Source organism: Aquimarina sp. BL5 (assembly GCF_003443675.1).
Classification (GTDB): Bacteria; Bacteroidota; Bacteroidia; order Flavobacteriales; family Flavobacteriaceae; genus Aquimarina.
The window spans coordinates 2876937-2895209 of record NZ_CP031963.1 but is presented as its reverse complement, the minus strand read 5'-3'; the positions used below and the strand labels follow the sequence as shown (position 1 = coordinate 2895209).

Annotated in this window: 12 protein-coding genes; 2 read left to right on the top strand and 10 right to left on the bottom strand. The window is 34.1% G+C overall.

What is annotated here, in order from left to right; translation table 11 throughout:
- Positions 1-36: 36 nt before the first annotated feature.
- Positions 37-4632, top strand: coding sequence for a carbohydrate-binding protein (locus D1818_RS12420; protein WP_118459323.1), 4596 nt, complete (start codon positions 37-39; stop codon positions 4630-4632).
- A gap of 191 nt (positions 4633-4823) precedes the next feature.
- Here D1818_RS12420 and D1818_RS12415 read toward each other — a convergent pair whose 3' ends face one another.
- The 10 genes from D1818_RS12415 to D1818_RS12370 are packed head-to-tail and all read right to left on the bottom strand — an operon-like array spanning position 4824 to position 13461.
- A complete protein-coding gene (locus tag D1818_RS12415; RefSeq protein WP_118459322.1) occupies positions 4824-6119 on the bottom strand; it encodes a TRAP transporter large permease in 1296 nt (431 codons plus the stop codon).
- Between the two features lie 10 nt (positions 6120-6129).
- Positions 6130-6591 carry a TRAP transporter small permease gene (locus D1818_RS12410; RefSeq protein WP_233558615.1) on the bottom strand — a complete coding sequence of 154 codons (462 nt, stop codon included), beginning with the start codon at positions 6589-6591 and terminating at the stop codon, positions 6130-6132.
- Positions 6588-7568, bottom strand: a complete 981-nt coding sequence (locus D1818_RS12405; protein WP_118459321.1) for a TRAP transporter substrate-binding protein — start codon at positions 7566-7568, stop codon at positions 6588-6590. The genes D1818_RS12410 and D1818_RS12405 overlap by 4 nt, the downstream gene beginning before the upstream one ends.
- A gap of 4 nt (positions 7569-7572) precedes the next feature.
- A complete protein-coding gene (locus D1818_RS12400; protein WP_118459320.1) occupies positions 7573-8238 on the bottom strand; it encodes a bifunctional 4-hydroxy-2-oxoglutarate aldolase/2-dehydro-3-deoxy-phosphogluconate aldolase in 666 nt (221 codons plus the stop codon).
- Positions 8239-8263: 25 nt separating this feature from the next.
- Entirely contained in the window at positions 8264-8527 is a 264-nt protein-coding gene (locus tag D1818_RS12395; protein WP_118459319.1) for a hypothetical protein, read from the bottom strand.
- A 1-nt stretch (position 8528) separates the two neighbouring features.
- Positions 8529-9773, bottom strand: a complete 1245-nt coding sequence (locus tag D1818_RS12390) for a DUF4861 domain-containing protein (RefSeq protein WP_118459318.1) — start codon at positions 9771-9773, stop codon at positions 8529-8531.
- Entirely contained in the window at positions 9773-10567 is a 795-nt protein-coding gene (locus tag D1818_RS12385; RefSeq protein WP_118459317.1) for a gluconate 5-dehydrogenase, read from the bottom strand. The genes D1818_RS12390 and D1818_RS12385 overlap by 1 nt, the downstream gene beginning before the upstream one ends.
- An 8-nt stretch (positions 10568-10575) precedes the next feature.
- On the bottom strand, positions 10576-11415 hold the full coding sequence (kduI, locus tag D1818_RS12380; protein WP_118459316.1) for a 5-dehydro-4-deoxy-D-glucuronate isomerase: 840 nt from the start codon (positions 11413-11415) through the stop codon (positions 10576-10578).
- A 22-nt stretch (positions 11416-11437) separates the two neighbouring features.
- Positions 11438-12619, bottom strand: coding sequence for a mannonate dehydratase (gene uxuA / locus D1818_RS12375; protein ID WP_118459315.1), 1182 nt, complete (start codon positions 12617-12619; stop codon positions 11438-11440).
- 11 nt (positions 12620-12630) lie between these two features.
- Positions 12631-13461, bottom strand: a complete 831-nt coding sequence (locus tag D1818_RS12370) for an SDR family oxidoreductase (protein ID WP_199726296.1) — start codon at positions 13459-13461, stop codon at positions 12631-12633.
- A 587-nt stretch (positions 13462-14048) separates the two neighbouring features.
- On the opposite strand from D1818_RS12370, the gene D1818_RS12365 reads away from it, so the two are divergent.
- Complete coding sequence (locus tag D1818_RS12365; protein ID WP_118459313.1) at positions 14049-18152, top strand: two-component regulator propeller domain-containing protein; 4104 nt, start codon at positions 14049-14051, stop codon at positions 18150-18152.
- The last annotated feature ends 121 nt before the right edge of the window (positions 18153-18273 follow it).

Sequence of the window (18273 nt, the reverse complement as noted above, 5' to 3'; positions counted from 1 at the left end):
CCTTAAAAAATCAAACCAACGTAAACTCAACAAATCATGAAAAAACTAACAATCCCAATAACCATACTGAAACGTATAGCAAAACGGAATAATTTAGCAACAGTTGTTATACTAATATTTCTTACGTTTTGTGTTGGTAGACTTTTTGCTACTAATACCGTTCCATCGTCTAAGATTTCCTCTTCGTATGATTGTGTTCCTCCGACTAACTTGGCTACGATTAGACCAATTAATTCTGGTTTATGGACAGATGCATCTACCTGGCCCAATGGTATAAAACCTACATCAAATGATGATGTAGTGGTTCCTTCAGGTATAGACTTAAGAATGGTAGGAATCTGCAGAGCAAGGAACATCAATATACAAGGAAAATTAAGTGCTGTAAATTATCAATCCGAAGGTGCTTGGATTGATTTAGAAGCCAGAAGTATAATGGTTGCCAATGGGGGTTATATGGAGATTGGAACCGAAGCCCAACCTTATAATGCAGATAAGGGCCCTGGAGGTATTAGATGTCAAATCACACTTACTGGTAATAAAATAAACAATGCTCCTGCATCCTATAAGGCTATTATGGTGATGGGTGGAGGTCGATTAGAACTCCACGGAAAGGAAAGAATGAGTTGGACTAATCTTGTGACTACGGCTAATGCTGGAGCTACTCAAATCACTTTAAAAGATGAGGTAGATTGGGAAGTAGGCGATAAGATCGCATTGACTTCTACAGGGTTGGCTAGTTCGCAATCAAAAGCATGGAACGATGTAGATGAAGCAGAGATCACTGCAATTAGCGGTAATAGAAGAACTCTGACATTAGCATCTCCTCTTAAATTCAAACATATTGGTGGATCTAAGACATATACCAGAGATAGAGATGGAAAAACATGGAATGTAGATATCCAAGGAGAAGTTGGGTTGTTATCACATTATATTAAGATTCAGGGTAAGATGGATGGAAATAACGAACAAACAGGATTTGGTGGTCATATCATGCTTATGAAGAATTCTACTGCTCATGCAGAACATGTAGAACTCTACAAGATGGGACAGAAAGGGATTTTAGGAAGATATCCATTCCATTGGCATTTAAATGAAGATAAAGCACAAGGCAGTTATTTAAGAAATAGTAGTGTGCACAAATCTTTTAATCGCGCAGTAACAATTCACGGTACGGATTATGTAACTGTAGATGGAGTATTTGCGTATGATCAGATCGGTCATGGTATTTTTTTAGAAGATGGTGGAGAACGATTTAATACCATTAAGAATAATGTGGTATTTGTCACCAGAAGGCCAAAACCAGGAGAACAATTGACACCTTCTGATAATGAAGCTAATGAAGCCCAAAATAGAACACCCGCATCTTATTGGATCACTAACCCAAATAATTATTTTGAGAACAATATTGCTGCAGGTACCGAAGGAACAGGGTTTTGGTTTGCTTTTCCAGAAAAGCCTATGTTCGATTCTGGTAATTTACCTTATTTTCAAGGTTTAAACCCAACCACGGAGCCTTTAGGACGATTTGATGGTTTTGTAGCACATACCTGTATGACGGGTTGGGATGTTTTTGACCAACTGAATCCTGATCATTCCTTAAAAAAGAATTTTGGATGGAAAGTTAATACTAGACAATTGATTAAAGATGGTTTGTTTTATGGTAATGATCAAGCTTTGTATAGTGGATTAGGTGTAGGAGGAATAAATAAAAATACAGTTTTCTATAATTGTGCTTTTAGTGATAATAAAACTGTTTCTATGCTTGCCGGTGATCTTACAATAGAGAACAGCCTTTTTAATGTAGATACAGATTTAGGTGTTTTTAATGGTACGCGAGAATTCTTTAGATTTTATGATGGCCCTGGTAGGCATTTCGATTGTCATTTTGAAGGATGGAATCGATCAAATTCTCAAATGATTAAGCAAATTACTGGAGGGGGAGCTACCGAGAATTTTAATCCTACATTTAGAGGAACCACAAAAGGGTTTTCTGAACCTTTTCCGTTTAGATTTTTTCCTTTACCAAATACAGATGATACTCGTGCAAGAAAGGTTGGTCAGTTTTTTAAAGATTATGATGGAGGATTAACTGGTAAAGCAAATACCACAATGATTAGAGACATAGCATTCTTAAGAGATGGACATGAATACAGACATCCTTCTTGGAGAAATGCTGCTCGATCCGATTATTTCTTCGCGGGATTATGGCTTGCAGGTATTAACTCTAGTGGAACCCGAATATCAGTAGTTCGTTCTAAACAGGGAACAGAGGATGTTTGTTTCTATGAATCTGGAAATGCATCTTCAGGAACTTATAAATTCCCTACAATAGTTAATGAAGGTTTTATGTATACTTATTATTTAGATAGAGCCCCGTCAAATAGAAGTATTCATCTCATTTGGAATAGAGGAGATGTTGGTGATTTAGGATTTGTACGTTTTAAAGGTTTAGGAAGACTAGGTAATTTTAGAGCAAGGGGACATAATTTTAATCTGCCGCGTCTAAATTCTATTGCAGCGGTAGAAAATGCTACCGATAATGCTTATTTTATTGCAGGAAATGGAGATGTATACCTTAAGCTTAGAAATTTAGGCGGTGATGATAGATCTAATATTTTCTTTAATTGGGATAATAATGGAAGTTTTCAGCCCACTTCTCTTCCTTGTACGACCAATGATCTTGATGGTGTCACTGCCATTGATAGCGACGGAGATGGAAGACCAGATATAGTCGAAACAGATAGTTGTGGTAATCCTAATAACGCCTTTGATTTAAATTTTGGGTTTAATAGAACCTCAGAAAGTTTTCAGAAAGTTAACATTGCGGCAGATAACACCAGCAGTGATCAACACTGGCTGTTAAGAGCGGATAACTCTAATGATCCATATATAATAAGAATTGGATTAAAGTTTAATGGTAGTCAAGTGCCACAATTAAGGATTAGAACAAAGTCTGAAGCTGCTGGTACTTTCCAACTGTTCTGGGCAACTACAGACCAACCTGGTTTTGCGGCAAATCGTTCCGTAACTGTTGCTCCACAAACCACAAACGTCTTCGAAGAACTTGTGTTTGATATGAGTAATCTCAACACCTGGATGGGAAAAACAATTACTAAAATTCGATTGGATTTCCCACCGGATACATCTGCTCCAAGGCATACTTGGATAGATTATATTCATGGTCCGAATGCATCAGATGATCCTTGTGATAATACGCCGGATATTGCATTTACGAGTCCTACTAATACACAGTTAGAAGTGGGTGACGATTTAGGTGTAGTTGTTTCCGTTACCAGTGGAAGTGTTGCTAACATTAGACTATATCTTAATAATTCATTAGTACGACAAGAAAATGCAGCACCCTATGAATGGGGAACCGCAAATCCCGGTGCTAATGATACCGACTTATTAAATTTAGCAGCTGGAAACTATGACTTAAAGGCTATAGCGACTTCATCTAATGGACAAACTGCCACCAAAACGAAAATGATTACCGTAAGTGGTGGAAATGCAATTCCAATACCAGGAAATTTTGAAGCAGAAGCATTTACTGATGTATCAGGAAGTGTACGAACTGAGAACACACCTGGAGGAGGTCAAAACTTAGGATTCATTCTTAATAACAATTACACAGAGTATCAAATTAATATTACAGAATCAGGAGCCTACGATGTTGCGGCATATGCTTCAAGTAATACAAGTGGAGGTACAATAGAGATTTATGCGAATAACTCCTTAAAAGGATCCGTGCAGATTCTAGGTAATGGTAATTGGCACTCTTATCAACCATATTCAACTTCTATATCACTTTCTGAAGGAAATCAAACATTGCGATTAGTATATAGTGGAGGAACTACATATCTATTCAATTTTGATAGAGTGGAAATTACAAAACCTGCACGTATAGAAAGAACGACAACCCTTTCTGTTATTCACGATGCTTATCTAGATAATAGTATGCGATTTAATAACGCTATGGTACGTATAGAAAGTGGTAGGCGTACTGGATATTTGATGTATGATTTATCTGAAATTAGTGGTGAAATCGATAGTGCAATGTTACAGTTCGAAGTATTTGGCGATTCTGGAAATGGAGAATTGCTTGTACACGAAGCAATTCATAATGGTTGGACAGAAACTAATATTTCTACGCAGAACCGTCCCGGAATTAAGACACGAAGTATTGGTTCAAAAACAGGCACTTATGCTATAGGTTCTACAATACAGATTCCAGTAGATCTTTCTAAAGTTTCTGCCAATAGAGTGAGTCTTATTATAGAGATGAACGGAGGAAATGATTTTGCTTTCGGATCCAAAGAAAACTCAACAACAGGAGCTCCAGAGTTGATCATTAACTATCTAGAGAATAAAGAACCAGAGAACCAAGTAAATAGACCTGAATTGTATCCTAACCCGGTGAAAGATATAGTGCGTATTTCATCAGGTAATTTTCCTAAAATCATAAAGGTATATGATCTTTTAGGTGCCGTAAAAATCAGTAAATCATTGGGCGAGAATGAAACTGAAATTGATTTTAGTGAATTATCTAATGGAATCTATATGGTTCGAATTATTGATATTAATAATCGTCGAGCCGAACCGATGATCTATAAAATTGTGAAAACTAATTAATGTAATAACATAAATCCACTAAAAGGATAAGTTGTCAAATTGAGTTTGTCAAAGTTTACATTTTTGAATAATCAAAGTGTATTTGACAAGCTCAGATTGACAATAGTATCATCATTTTTTTTAAACTCAAATTGTATCTAAAACTTAGCTGCAATAATTGTTAATAGAAAATCCGTTTTTTGAATTAAACCTTACAAGTCAAATATCTTTGGTAACCATAAACTAAGTTGTGGTATATAGGTAATTAAAACCAGTACCAGAATCATAATTAAAAACAATGGCATTAATGGTCTAATCACTTTTTGAATACTTAATTCGGCAACACTACATCCTACAAAAAGTACAGAGCCCACCGGAGGAGTGCATAATCCAATACAAAGATTTAAAATCATCACGATACCAAAATGAATAGGATTCATTCCTAAATCAGTAACTATAGGTAAAAATATAGGCGTAAAGATTAATATCGCAGGAGTCATATCCATAAAAACACCGACAAATAGTAAAATGAGATTAATAAGAATCAAGATTATTATTGGGTTTTCACTTACAGAAAGTAAAGCATTGCTAATTTCCTGAGGGATATTTTCGTAGGACATTACCCAAGACATTGCGATAGAAGTAGCAATCAATAATAGCACAATTGATGAGGTTTTTATAGTTTCCAAAAGTATGGATGCAATACTTTTAAAAGAAATTTCTTTATACGCCATGGCTAATACAAAAGTGTAAATCACGGCAATAGCAGAAGCTTCTGTAGCTGTAAAAATTCCAGCAACGATTCCTCCAATAACTACAACTAGTAAAAGAAGGCTTGGTAACGCATCTAAAAACCTTTTGAAAAACTCCTTAAAACTCACTAGCTTTTCCGTAGGATACTTTTTGATTACTGAATAAACACCAGCAACCATCATTAGAGCAAATCCAATAAGCAATCCAGGTAGATATCCTGCTACAAATAAAGCAGCAATAGAAACTCCACCACTTGCTAGAGAATATATGATCAAGACATTACTGGGAGGAATTAATAATCCTGTTGTAGAACTCGTAATATTCACGGCTGCACTAAAAGGTTTATCATATCCTTCTTTTTCCATCATTGGATTCATAAACCCACCAATTGCTGAGGCTGCAGCAACTGCGGAACCTGATATGGCACCAAAAAGCATACAAGCAAATATGTTTACAAAAGCTAATCCTCCAGGAAGAGGTCCGACAATTGCCTTTGCGAAATTTATGAGGCGTACAGCAATACCTCCTTTATTCATAATCTGGCCAGCTAGAATAAAAAAGGGAATAGCAGAAAGCGTAAAACTATCTAATGAAGTCGCCATACGCTGTGCTAATGTTGTTACTGAAGGCATAAATGGCATAGCAACCATAAGTGTAAATAGTCCGGAAAGGCCAATAGCGTAAGCAACAGGGACACGTATGGAAAGTAATACTAGAAAACTAAGGGTCAGGATTAAAACTTCAGTATAATTCATAAAACATATTTTAAAATCTTTTTTTTCGAAGTAGAATTTCGATGGAGTAGTAACAAACTAATAATCCACTGATAGGTATTACCAAATAAATAAATCCTAAAGGAATCTCTAGTGTGGCCGATTTTTGTTGAAATACAAACGTAAGCCAACAAAGCCTCGTCCCACCGACTACCATGACTAAAAAACCAAAAATCAATACAGCCCCGTGAATAATTCCATCATATAGTTGTTGCTTTTTTGCTATAATGTGACCGGGTATTAAATCTATAGCCAGATGTAAGCGTTTTCCTGTGGCATATGCTGCTCCCAAAAGACCTAACCATATTAGAGAAAAGCTCGAAATTTCATCCGTAATTGTACTAGGAGACTTTAATAAAAACCTCGAAAACACTTGCCATATAACACTAAATAACATTATTGAAAATATAATGATCAGGGCTTTTTCTAAAAATGTATCGATTACCTTTCTCATTGATTCGTGTTTTTGATATTGTTAATCAGAGATAGCATTTCAGGTTGATCTTGAAACATGGCTTGGATGCTTTCTGTTTGTTTTTCAAACAAAACCTTATCAGGCGTTATAATTTCGACCCCTGATACTGTTATAGCATCTAGAGACTCTTTTTCAGAATCTGCCCATAATCTGCGTTGCTCGATAGTAGATTCTTTAGCAGCTTCTTTTAACCAAGCCTGTTCTTGTTTAGACAACCTTTCCCAGGTATCTAAACCAATTAATAGAACATCTGGGACAGCTGTATGTTGATCCAAACTAAAATATTTACATATTTCATAATGCTTGGAGGTATAAAAGCTAGGAAGATTATTTTCTGCACCATCTACAACACCTTGTTGCAGCGCGGTATATAATTCTCCCCATGAAATTGGAGTAGGGGAACCTCCTAAAGAGTTAACCATCGCCACCGCCATATTACTTTTTTGCACTCTAATTTTAAGACCCTTTAGATCTCCCGGAGTATTTATTGGTTTTTCTTTAGTATAAAAACTACGACTTCCTGCATCATAAAAAGTGAGTCCTCTTAATCGGTATTTATCACCTTTGGTAAGCATATCATCTCCAATAGAACCATCAAAAACCTGAAACGCATGCTTTCGATCTCTGAATAAATAAGGAATACTGAAAACTTTGTACTCAATAATAAAATTTTCTAATACAGCTGATGAGACTTTGGTGATGTCAAGACTTCCTATTTGTAGTAATTCCAGGCATTCGCGTTCTGCACCTAATTGACCACTTGGATATAATTTAACTTGTAAGGTGCCATTAGATTTTTTTTCAAGTTTTTCTCCTAAAATTACCATTGCCTTGTGCACAGGATGTTTGGTGTCTAAAGTATGCGCAAGTCTGAGTATTTTAGTTTCTTTTTCTTTAGAACAAGATCCTAATATAAATAATCCTATAAAAAGTAATAATAGTTTCTTGATCATCATGAGTTTATATGTTTTTGATTTTTTGTATATGCTGTAGCGCTTCTTTAATGTCTTCAGTCAGTTTTGGAAAGTTTTTACTTTTAATATCATTTTTATTGAAAAGCTGTGACCCCATCCCAACACAACTAACATCGGAATTAAACCAAAGTTTCAGGTTTTCTAAAGTTGGTTCCACACCTCCTGTAGGCATTATTTTTACTTGTGGCAAGACTGTTTTAACTGCTTTTATAAAATTGGGGCCAAGAATATTCCCCGGAAAAGCTTTAATGAGTTGTGCACCTAATCGATGAGCAGTATATACTTCGGTGATGGTAGCACATCCCGGAATCCATACTATTTCTTTTTTGTTACAAAAATCAGCAACTTCATGAATCAGGGCTGGAGAAACGATGAAGTCTGCGCCAGCATTCAGAAATCGTTCGCTTTGAGTTTTAGTAAAAATGGTACCTATACCCAAAATAAGATCATCATATTTAGATGCATATTTTCGTAATTCAATAAAAACGTTTAATGCTTTTGTGTCTCTATTTGTAAATTCAAATACTCTAATACCTGCTTGATAGGAAGCATCTAATACTTCTTTTGCTATGCTAATGTCTGAATGGTTAAAAACAGGAATCAATCCTGTGTCTTCCATTACTTTAATTATATGGTCATTTGTGTATTTCATTTATCCTAATAATCTTCCGATGTTATCACTCTGTAATAACTGCTCCACTTATCCTATCAGAAAGCAAATTTGCATCACCAAGAATACTATGTTTCCGTACAGATGATGCGACGGCAAATTCCATTGTGTGTTGATCATCTTTGCATAGTAGGCTATAAATTAATCCTGTCAAATTGGCTTCTGTTCCAACCAAATTAATAGCATATGAAACCGACTGCTCGAAACGCTCATTAGATGCATTGGTGAGACGCATTAAAACTTCGTCTAAAGTGACAACTCTTTTTTCCATATTATTGAGTCAGTATTGGATTTGATAGTCTTTCAATCTTGTTGTCAATCATTTTTTTAAACCCGTTATACGTTTTAAACTGTTGATCAGATTGTTCCCATCCAGAAAGAACATAAAAAGCGGTAGACTTTTTATTCGAAGCACTCATGATTGTGTAATATGTTTGTTGGATATCTGCTTTTTCCTGTAGAGCTTCACCTTTATTTATAAAATCTTCTTTTGATACTATTATTGCCATTCCCAGAGCATCATTATTTTCTGATTGTGGGCCAAAAGTTTCCAGAGCGTAATAGTTTTTTAAAGTCTTTGAATACGGCTTGTTAGGTTTGAGATTGACAATACCACTTACTAATTTCATGTCATCTGTAACACCGCTAAAAAAAACTTCACTTTGATATCCCCATTGTCCTTTCCAGATTGTAATTCTATGAGTTAGATCGATATTTCGTTCTCCAATTTTTGAATTCTTATAGATCATGTCAAAAATTGATCTTACTGGACCTTCAGCAATGACTTTAAATTCGGCTTGATCTTTTCCAGTGATTCTGATAAGTGAATCATTATATTTTATGGCTAATGCTCCGGCACCAAGTGAGTTTCCAACTTTTAGAATATCCATTCCCCAATCATCTAATTCGTGATAATTTGCGTCTCCCAGACCAACTCTGTCAAGAACTAGTTCTGAAGTTGTTTTTCCAAAAATGTCTATACCATTTCGTGGATCGAAATAAAATCTAAATCCAACTTTATCGTTCTCCCATGCAGGGCCTTCCATTTGATAAAAAAGACTATCATTAGCTCTGGGATCTCCAGTACGATTTTGCTTTAGAACTTCTTTTACATTGGTTTTGTTCGTTCCGATTCCGAATCTAATATTCGTTCTTGGGGTGAATGAAGGAATGCTTTCTCTAGCGATAGTAGTTAATTCTAACTTGACCGTTTGATTTGATGTAAAGTCAAGAGCTAAGCTGAGTTCATCCCAGATACCATCTTTTTCTAAGTCATCTAGTTGAAAAGGAATGATTTTCCCAGATGAGTCTTTGATTAAAGGAACTTTATTATTAGGAATACTATCCAGTATAGATAATATTTTATCTCTGCTTATAATAATACTTTCATCTGTTCGGTTAACATCCAGAATGTTCTTAAAGCTTATGTATTTTGTTTTTATGGTATGCTTTTCGGTCTTTTTACAACTTGAAATAATCAAGATAAATATGGAGGTAATAATAAATAGATGTTTCATTACTTTTCATTTGCTGGTTTACCTATGGTAGCTAGAATACCACCATCCACATAAAGAATATGACCATTTACAAAATCACTTGCCTTAGAGGATAAAAATATAGCTGTACCCGCTAGATCATTTGGATCTCCCCACTTTGCTGACGGTGTTCGATTGATTATAAAATCATTAAAGGGATGTCCGTCCACCCGGATTGGAGCCGTTTGTTCGGTTGCAAAATATCCTGGTCCGATACCATTAACTTGTATGTTGTGTTTTGCCCATTCGGTTGCCATATTCTGTGTAAGCATTTTTAATCCTCCTTTGGCAGCAGCATAGGCACCAACTGTATTGCGACCCAGCTCACTCATCATAGAACAGATGTTTATAATCTTTCCTGATTTTCGTCTGATCATTCCTTTTACAACATGTTTAGAAACTATAAAAGGGCTCACCAGATCTACATCAATCACTTTTTTGAAATCGGTGACTTCCATTTCTTCAAGCGGAACACGTTTAATAATTCCAGCATTATTAATTAAAATGTCGATGGTTCCAATTTCAGTTTCAATTTGCTGTATAGCTTGTATTACAGCTGCTTCATTAGTTACGTCGAATTTATATCCTCTGGCGTGTATACCTAAACCCTTGTACGTTTCGACTGCGCGGTCTATTTTTTCTTGAGAAGAATTACCATTTACTATGACAGTTGCCCCGGCAAGTCCTAATCCTTTTGCCATTGCCATTCCTAAACCGTGAGTTGCTCCAGTAATCAGTGCATTTTTACCTTTTAAATCAAATAGAGATAATGACATAGTTGTATTTATTTAAGAGCTGTTATTTCACATTTGTCCATATCGCCATAATCCAAATTCTCTCCTGCCATTCCCCATATAAATGTGTAATTAGAGGTTCCTGAGCCGGAATGGATTGACCAAGGTGGAGAAATTACTGCTTGTTCATTTTGCATCCAGATATGTCTGGTTTCATCCGTTTGACCCATAAAATGACAAACAGATTGGTCTTTTGGCACTTCAAAATAAAAATACACTTCCATTCTTCGGTCATGAGAATGAGCGGGCATTGTGTTCCAAACACTACCTTTTTTCAATTCTGTCATTCCCATTTGTAACTGGCAAGTCTCTACGATGCCACCAACAATCAATTGTAATACTGTTCTATGATTAGAGGTTTCTAAAGATCCTAGCTCTATTTTGTTAGCTTTTTCTTTTGTTACTTTGACTGTAGGATAATTACGGTGAGCTGGTGCAGAGTTGATATAAAATTTAGCAGGGTTGGATTCGCTCTGACTTTTAAACAATATATCTTTATTTCCTTTTCCTATGTATAAGGCTTCTTTATATTCTAGATCATAAGAAGTTCCGTCTACAACAACTTCTCCTTTTCCACCAACATTAATGATCCCAAGCTCTCTTCGTTCCAAAAAATACTCAGCTTTTAGAGGATCAATTGGCTCTAGTTTTAAAGTATCTTTTGGCACTGCAGATCCAGCAATGTACCTGTCGTAATGAGAATACGTCAGATTGATTTGTCCCAGTTGCATAAGATTTTCTATCAAAAATTCATCTCTAAGTTCTGTGGTATCCATAGCTTTAACAGCCTTAGGATGGGATGCATATCTGGATTGGTAAGCAGTAGCCATAATTATATATTTTAATTTTTTATTAAAGTGATTTTCTAATTCCCAGCTCGAGACCTCTTAGTTCAGCGAGACCTCGAAGCCTTCCGATACCGGAATATCCGGGATTTGTTTTCTTATGTTGATCGTCTAACATTTTGTGACCATGATCTGGCCTCATTGGGATGTTTAAGTCCGATCTACCTGACTTTTGTCTTTTGTTTTGTTCGTTGATTAAAGCTTTCATCACTTTATACATATCAACATCTCCTTCGAGATGATTGGCTTCATAAAAATTACCTTCTTCATCTCTTTTCGTGCTTCTTAAGTGTATGAAATGTATTCGATTTCCTAGACGCTCGATCATTGCTGGTAAATCATTATCCTTCCGTAACCCAAAAGATCCTGTACAAAACGTAAGTCCATTATTAGGAGAATCCACTGCGCTATATAAATCGAGAATATCTCGTTCTGTACTTACTACTCTTGGTAAACCTAGAATTGAGTACGGTGGGTCATCAGGATGGATACACATAAGTACTCTTGATTCTTCTGCAATTGGGATGATTTCTTTTAAAAATGAGTATAAATTTTCCTTTAATTCTTTAGCTCCAATATTTTTATAAGTATCCAAAATAGTATTAAAGTCTTCTAAAGAATATCCTTCTTCTGCACCTGGCAAACCTGCGATGATATTGTTCACAAGCAGTTTCTTTTGAGCATCAGACATTTGCTTTTCTAAAGTTTTTGCTGCCTTTACTTGGGTATCTGTATATTCTTTTTCTGCACCCGGTCTTTTAAGTAGTAATAAATCAAAAACAGTAAACTCTGTAGCATCAAATCGCAATGCTGTAGATCCATCAGAGACTTCATATTCTAAATTGGTTCTAGTCCAATCCAGAACAGGCATGAAATTATAACAGATAATATTGATTTTACAAGTGCTTAAGTTTTTTATAGTAGTTTTATAATTTTCTATGTATTCTTGATATTTTCCGGATCTAGTTTTGATATTCTCGTGTATGGGTACACTTTCTACCACCGACCAATTGAGCCCAGATGCTTCTATGATATTCTTTCTTTTTAGTATTTCTTCTATAGTCCAAACTTCTCCATTAGCAATATGATGTAATGCAGATACAATACCCGTTGCTCCCGCTTGTTTTATGTCTGATAATGAGACTGGGTCATTGGGTCCATACCATCTCCATGTTTGTTCTAAATTCATATTTATGTATTTTAAACACCACTAAATGCACTAAAACCGCCATCAATTGGCACTACAATGCCTGTTACGAATTTGGAACCGTCGCTACATAACCACTCTGTTGTTCCAATAAGATCTTCGGGTTCTCCATATCTACCCATTGGGGTGTGTTCTATAATTGTTTTACCTCTTTGTGTTGGATTTCCTTCGGAGTCTGTTAGCAATGATCTGTTTTGATCCGTTAGAAAAAAACCAGGAGCTAATGCGTTCACTCTAATACCTACTTTTGCAAAATGTACTGCAAGCCACTGAGTGAAATTTGAAATTGCTGCTTTTGCACCACTATAAGCTGGAATTTTGGTTAAGGGTGTAAAAGCATTCATCGAAGAGATATTAAGAATACTACAACCATCTTTTCCGATCATGTCCTGAGCAAAAACCTGAGTAGGTAATAAAGTACCGATAAAATTAAGATTAAAAACAAATTGAATTCCTTCAGAATCTAAATCAAAGAAAGTTTTAAAGTCATTTTGTTTATTTTCGAGATCTTCTAAAACCAAATGGGTATTGGATGTAGTTCCTTTAGGATGATTACCTCCGGCACCATTAATTAAAATATCACAGCTTCCTAATTTGGAGTTGATTTCGGTCCGTGCTTTTAATAAAGATTCTTTGCTAAGTACATCTGCAGCAATACCAATTGCAACTCCTCCTTGTGTTTTAATTTCTTTCACTACCTCTTCGGCGGCATCTTTTCTCAAATCTAAAATGGCAAGTTTAGCGCCTTTTTTAGCTAAGGCCAAGGCCATTGTTTTACCTAAAACACCACCGCCACCTGTGAGTACTATTACTTTATTATCCATATAGAAAAGAGAAAAATATTCAACTATCTCAAATTTGAAGCTTTTATGACAATTACAAATCAATTTTCGGAAAAGGATCATACAGAAAACAGGATAGAAAAGTACAATAATCTGATTATTAGATTTTTATGCGTTTTGATTGTTAAAAACAGTTTTTATTAAAAATTTGATTATTTGATTGGTGCCTTGGGGTTAGGATAGAATAAATATTAAATTTTTAAGACTTTTTTTGATTATTTGAACAATTGACACCCTTAAACTGAACTACTACTAGTATAAGTTTTAATAGTTTTGATGAGATATGTTTTTTAAAATCCCATTCTTGATCAACACTCTAGGATTAATCATCAACATCTTTTAGACAGAATAACAGTTCATTTGGATCCTTTGAGAAATAAATCATATGCTCTTTTTGCTAACGCGGAGATGGAATTAATACCTTCGTTGTATTATTATCAACTAGTGAAGGGACTGAATGATTGACAAGAAATTAATAGATTAAAGAATAGGGATAAGGTTAAGTTATTAACATTTTTTTAATATTTTGAAAAGCTTAACGTTATTAAGAGAAAATTTTAAGGGAATTGATGAAATATATATACGCATTACTTTTATTTTTTATTTCTGTCGTATCTATCGCTCAAGATAATTTTTACAATAAGTTTTTACATTTATTTACTTCCGATGGCTTATCACAAAGTTCGGTAATCGCTATTCATCAGGATCGGTTAGGACTCATGTGGATTGGAACCAGAGATGGATTGAATAAATATGATGGAGATAATTTTACCGTATATAGAAATATACTTAATGATTCTACCTCAATTAGTAATAATGATATTTTATCCATACAGGAGGATCAAGAAGGTTATATTTGGATAGGAACTTATAATGGTTTAAATAGATATGACCCGAAACTTAATGTGTTTAAATCATATTTTCATTCTAGCAAAAAGGGAAGTATTTCGGATAATACAATTTGGTCTATTAAAATGTTACATAATGGAGAACTTTGGTTCGGTTCTTCTAATGGTCTTATGATATATGACAGAGAATCCGATTCATTTATTACTATTAAAAATGATCCTACTAATGCTTCAAGTCTGTCTAATAATTATGTTTTGAGTATATATGAAGACAAGAAAAGAGATATTTGGATAGGTACTGCAAATGGTTTAAATAGACTGAAAAAAGGTAATGAGAATAGTTTTAGTTTTGAAAGATTTTATAGTAGCCAAAGGTCAAATAACTTAAGTGATTCTTATATTCAGGCTATTGTCGAAGATGACAAAAATAGATTATGGATTGGAACTAAATATGGAGGCCTTAATTATTACGATCTAACCTCTGGTTCTTTTAAACATGTAGAAAGAACTAGTAAAAATCAAATAATCAATAAGGATGTTAGGAGTTTGTCCATAGATAATCGTGGAGTCCTATGGATAGCAACCTATGATGGGCTTTGTATAAAAAACAATGATGATGCTATTATTTCTATTAAACATCAACAGAATAACCTAAAAAGTCTTAGTAGAAACTCGATCAAAACAATTTTTATCGATAAGAAGGGTTCAACTTGGCTTGGAACATATTACGGAGGGATTAATATCTGGGATGAATCTAATTCTAACTTTATAGCGCTTAGAAAGAATAATAATGACGATATTGAATATGGCGTGGTTAGTAGTATTTTACAGGATGATTCTGGTAAAATATATTTTGGTACAGAAGGGAAAGGTATTAGTATATTAGATTTAAAGAAAAATCAATCTTTTGATATTCAAAAAGTTTCTGATGATGAACTTCCTAGTCTCAATATAAAATCGCTATTTCTGGATGACCAAAAACTTTGGATCGGAACATATAATGCCGGTGTAGCTTTATACGATATAAACGCTAAGAAGTTTGTTACTAATTCATTAAGTAAAGATTTACGAGTACTTCTTAAAGATATCGGAGTATATACGATTAAAAAATCCGAACAATTTATGTATTTGGGGACTTTTGGAAAAGGTCTTATTCAATATGATTTAATAAATAAAGACTTCAGATTTATAGATCATAACGGAATAAATAAAAAATCACTTTCTAATGATAGAATTAGAATTTTATTTGTCGATAAAGGTTCTAATTTATGGATCGGTACTCAGAATGGCCTTAATTATATAGAAAAAGATAAGTTAAATGATAAACAAATAATTACTGTAAAGCGTTTCTTTTTTAATGAAGAACAATTATCAGGAGATGATATTTTAAGTATATATGAAGATAGAAAAGGAGTGCTCTACGTTGGAACCAAGGCAAATGGGATTTATAAGTTTGATGGTAATAAGTTTAATAGATTAGAGCTTAATGTAGTAGGAACAAAAATTAGTACAGTTTTTAGTATTATAGAATATGATGATAATGTTATATGGATAAGTTCCAACAAAGGTATTGTGGCGTATAATCCTGATAAAAAAACTTCAATTCTTTATAATCAAACAGATGGACTGATCAGTAATGAGTTTAATAATAATTCGTGCTTAAAAGCTAAGAATGGGGATATCTATTTTGGTGGTCCATCTGGTGTCTCTTTTTTGAATCCTAATCAGATAAAAAAGAACACTTTCGTACCGCAAGTAGTCTTAACAGATTTTAATGTTCAGGGTAAGAGAATTGATACATATGGAGATGAAAAAGTATTAAAAAAGAGTATTTCATATACTGATAAATTAACATTGTTGTATGATCAGGCTTCTTTTGGGATTAGTTTTGCTATGCCTAATTTTATTAACCCATTAAACAATCAATATGCATATCGATTAGTTGGGTTAGATGATCAATGGCAGTATACAAAAAATACAGAAGTAAATTATGCAATACAAAAACCAGGGAATTATACTTTTGAAGTAAAAGGAGCGAATAATGATAGTATTTGGAATGACGAAGCAACGCAATTAAAAATATCATTGAAACCGGCTCCTTGGAAAAGCCCAATTGCCTTTGCAGGATATGTATTAATGATAGTTTTGGCATTGTTCGGATTAAACCAAATTAATAAGGCAAAAACGAAACTGAAGCATAAATTAGATTTAGAACATCTAGAAAATATTAGGAAAGAAGAAATGAACCGTTCTAAGCTAGAGTTTTTTACTAATATTTCTCATGAATTCAGAACGCCACTCGCATTGATCATAGCACCTTTACAACAACTAATAGAAAATTATCAAGGAAGTAATAAGATGTATAAACGGTTATTGGTTATAGAACGTAATGCCGATCAATTACTGAAATTGATTAATCAATTGCTGGATTTTAGAAAGTTTGAAAATAAACATTCCAAGCTGGAAGTCGCAGAAGGTAATTTGGTTAAATATTTAAAGGAAATTTATCTGTCCTTTAACGAATTTGCAAAAGCAGGATCTTACAACTATACATTCGAAGCTTCTTCGGAAATTATTGAAGTATATTTTGATAGATACAAATTAGAAAGAGTATTCTACAACCTAATTTCTAATGCATTTAAATATACTTCGGAAGGAGGGGAAATTAATATTAGAATTTTTCAGAAAGGAAAAGAAGCCATAGTGGAGATACAAGATAATGGAAAAGGTATCGATAAAGAGTTTGTAGATAAAGTGTTTGATCGTTTTTATGAAGTAGCCGGAGATAAAGATTATCAAAAACAGTTTAATCAAGCGAGTGGTATTGGACTGTCTATAGCAAAGAAAGCGGTTGATCTGCATAAAGGTGTGATTGAAGTTGTAGAGACTAATGTAGATAAAGGATCTATTTTTAGAGTAAAACTGAAAATAGGAAAGGAACATCTTAATGAATCCGATATCATAAAAGATTTTAAAATAAGTGATGATATCAGTCAGTATGAGAATCAAATCTCCTCGGTTAGAAGAAGTAAAGACGTGGATCTAGAAATGGTAGACAAGGATGATCAAAAACCATTGATTCTGATTGCAGAGGATAATGATGAATTAAGGAATTTTATTGGTGACATGCTTAAGGATTATTATCAAGTTATTAAAGCAGAGAACGGGCAAGTAGCTTTTATAAAGACACTGCAGAAGCTACCGGATCTAATTATAAGCGATGTGATCATGCCAAAAATGGAAGGAACCGAGCTGTGTGCTAAAATTAAGAATGATATCAGGACGAGTCACATTCCTTTTATTTTGTTGACTTCTAGAACATCATTAATATATAAATTCGATGGTTTGGAATCAGGAGCAGATGCCTATATCAATAAACCATTTAACGTAAAAGAGTTTTTATTAACGATTAAAAACTTACTTTCTTCCATACAAAAACAAAAAGAAAAGTTCTCATCCAATGACTATAAATCATCAGATATAACGGTGACTTCTGTTGATGAAGAGCTGTTGAAAAAAGCAGTGAAAATCGTGGAAGATAATATAAGCAACACGTCTTTTGATATCCCATACTTTAGCTCAGAGCTAGGAGTAAGTAGGACAATGTTATTTTCTAAGATTAAAGGATGGACAAATTTAACACCTAATGAATTCATTCACTCTATAAGAATGAAAAGAGCATCTCAATTATTGGAATTAGGTCAGATAAATATTTCAGAGGTTTGCTACAAAGTTGGTTTTCGAAACCCAAAATATTTTACAAAATGCTTCAAAAAACATTTTGATCAAACACCTTCAGAATACGCTTCAAAATTCTTTTCTTAAAAAAAGGTAGTTTTTATAAGAATATCTCTTCTTATCTACTAATAATCAGCGTTTAGTACATAAGTATACCCTTTTTTGAACTTTTAGATATAGTGTTTTAACTAGGTTTGAGTATGAATTG

Bases quoted from the DNA above. Each gene is read 5' to 3' on its own strand.
- D1818_RS12420 (WP_118459323.1), top strand. From the start codon at position 37: ATGAAAAAACTAACAATCCCAATAACCATACTGAAACGTATAGCAAAA.
- kduI (WP_118459316.1), bottom strand. From the start codon at position 11,415: ATGGCTACTGCTTACCAATCCAGATATGCATCCCATCCTAAGGCTGTT.
- D1818_RS12405 (WP_118459321.1), bottom strand. From the start codon at position 7,568: ATGATGATCAAGAAACTATTATTACTTTTTATAGGATTATTTATATTA.
- uxuA (WP_118459315.1), bottom strand. From the start codon at position 12,619: ATGAATTTAGAACAAACATGGAGATGGTATGGACCCAATGACCCAGTC.
- D1818_RS12385 (WP_118459317.1), bottom strand. From the start codon at position 10,567: ATGTCATTATCTCTATTTGATTTAAAAGGTAAAAATGCACTGATTACT.
- D1818_RS12400 (WP_118459320.1), bottom strand. From the start codon at position 8,238: ATGAAATACACAAATGACCATATAATTAAAGTAATGGAAGACACAGGA.
- D1818_RS12415 (WP_118459322.1), bottom strand. From the start codon at position 6,119: ATGAATTATACTGAAGTTTTAATCCTGACCCTTAGTTTTCTAGTATTA.
- D1818_RS12365 (WP_118459313.1), top strand. From the start codon at position 14,049: ATGAAATATATATACGCATTACTTTTATTTTTTATTTCTGTCGTATCT.
- D1818_RS12395 (WP_118459319.1), bottom strand. From the start codon at position 8,527: ATGGAAAAAAGAGTTGTCACTTTAGACGAAGTTTTAATGCGTCTCACC.
- D1818_RS12390 (WP_118459318.1), bottom strand. From the start codon at position 9,773: ATGAAACATCTATTTATTATTACCTCCATATTTATCTTGATTATTTCA.
- D1818_RS12370 (WP_199726296.1), bottom strand. From the start codon at position 13,461: ATGGATAATAAAGTAATAGTACTCACAGGTGGCGGTGGTGTTTTAGGT.
- D1818_RS12410 (WP_233558615.1), bottom strand. From the start codon at position 6,591: ATGAGAAAGGTAATCGATACATTTTTAGAAAAAGCCCTGATCATTATA.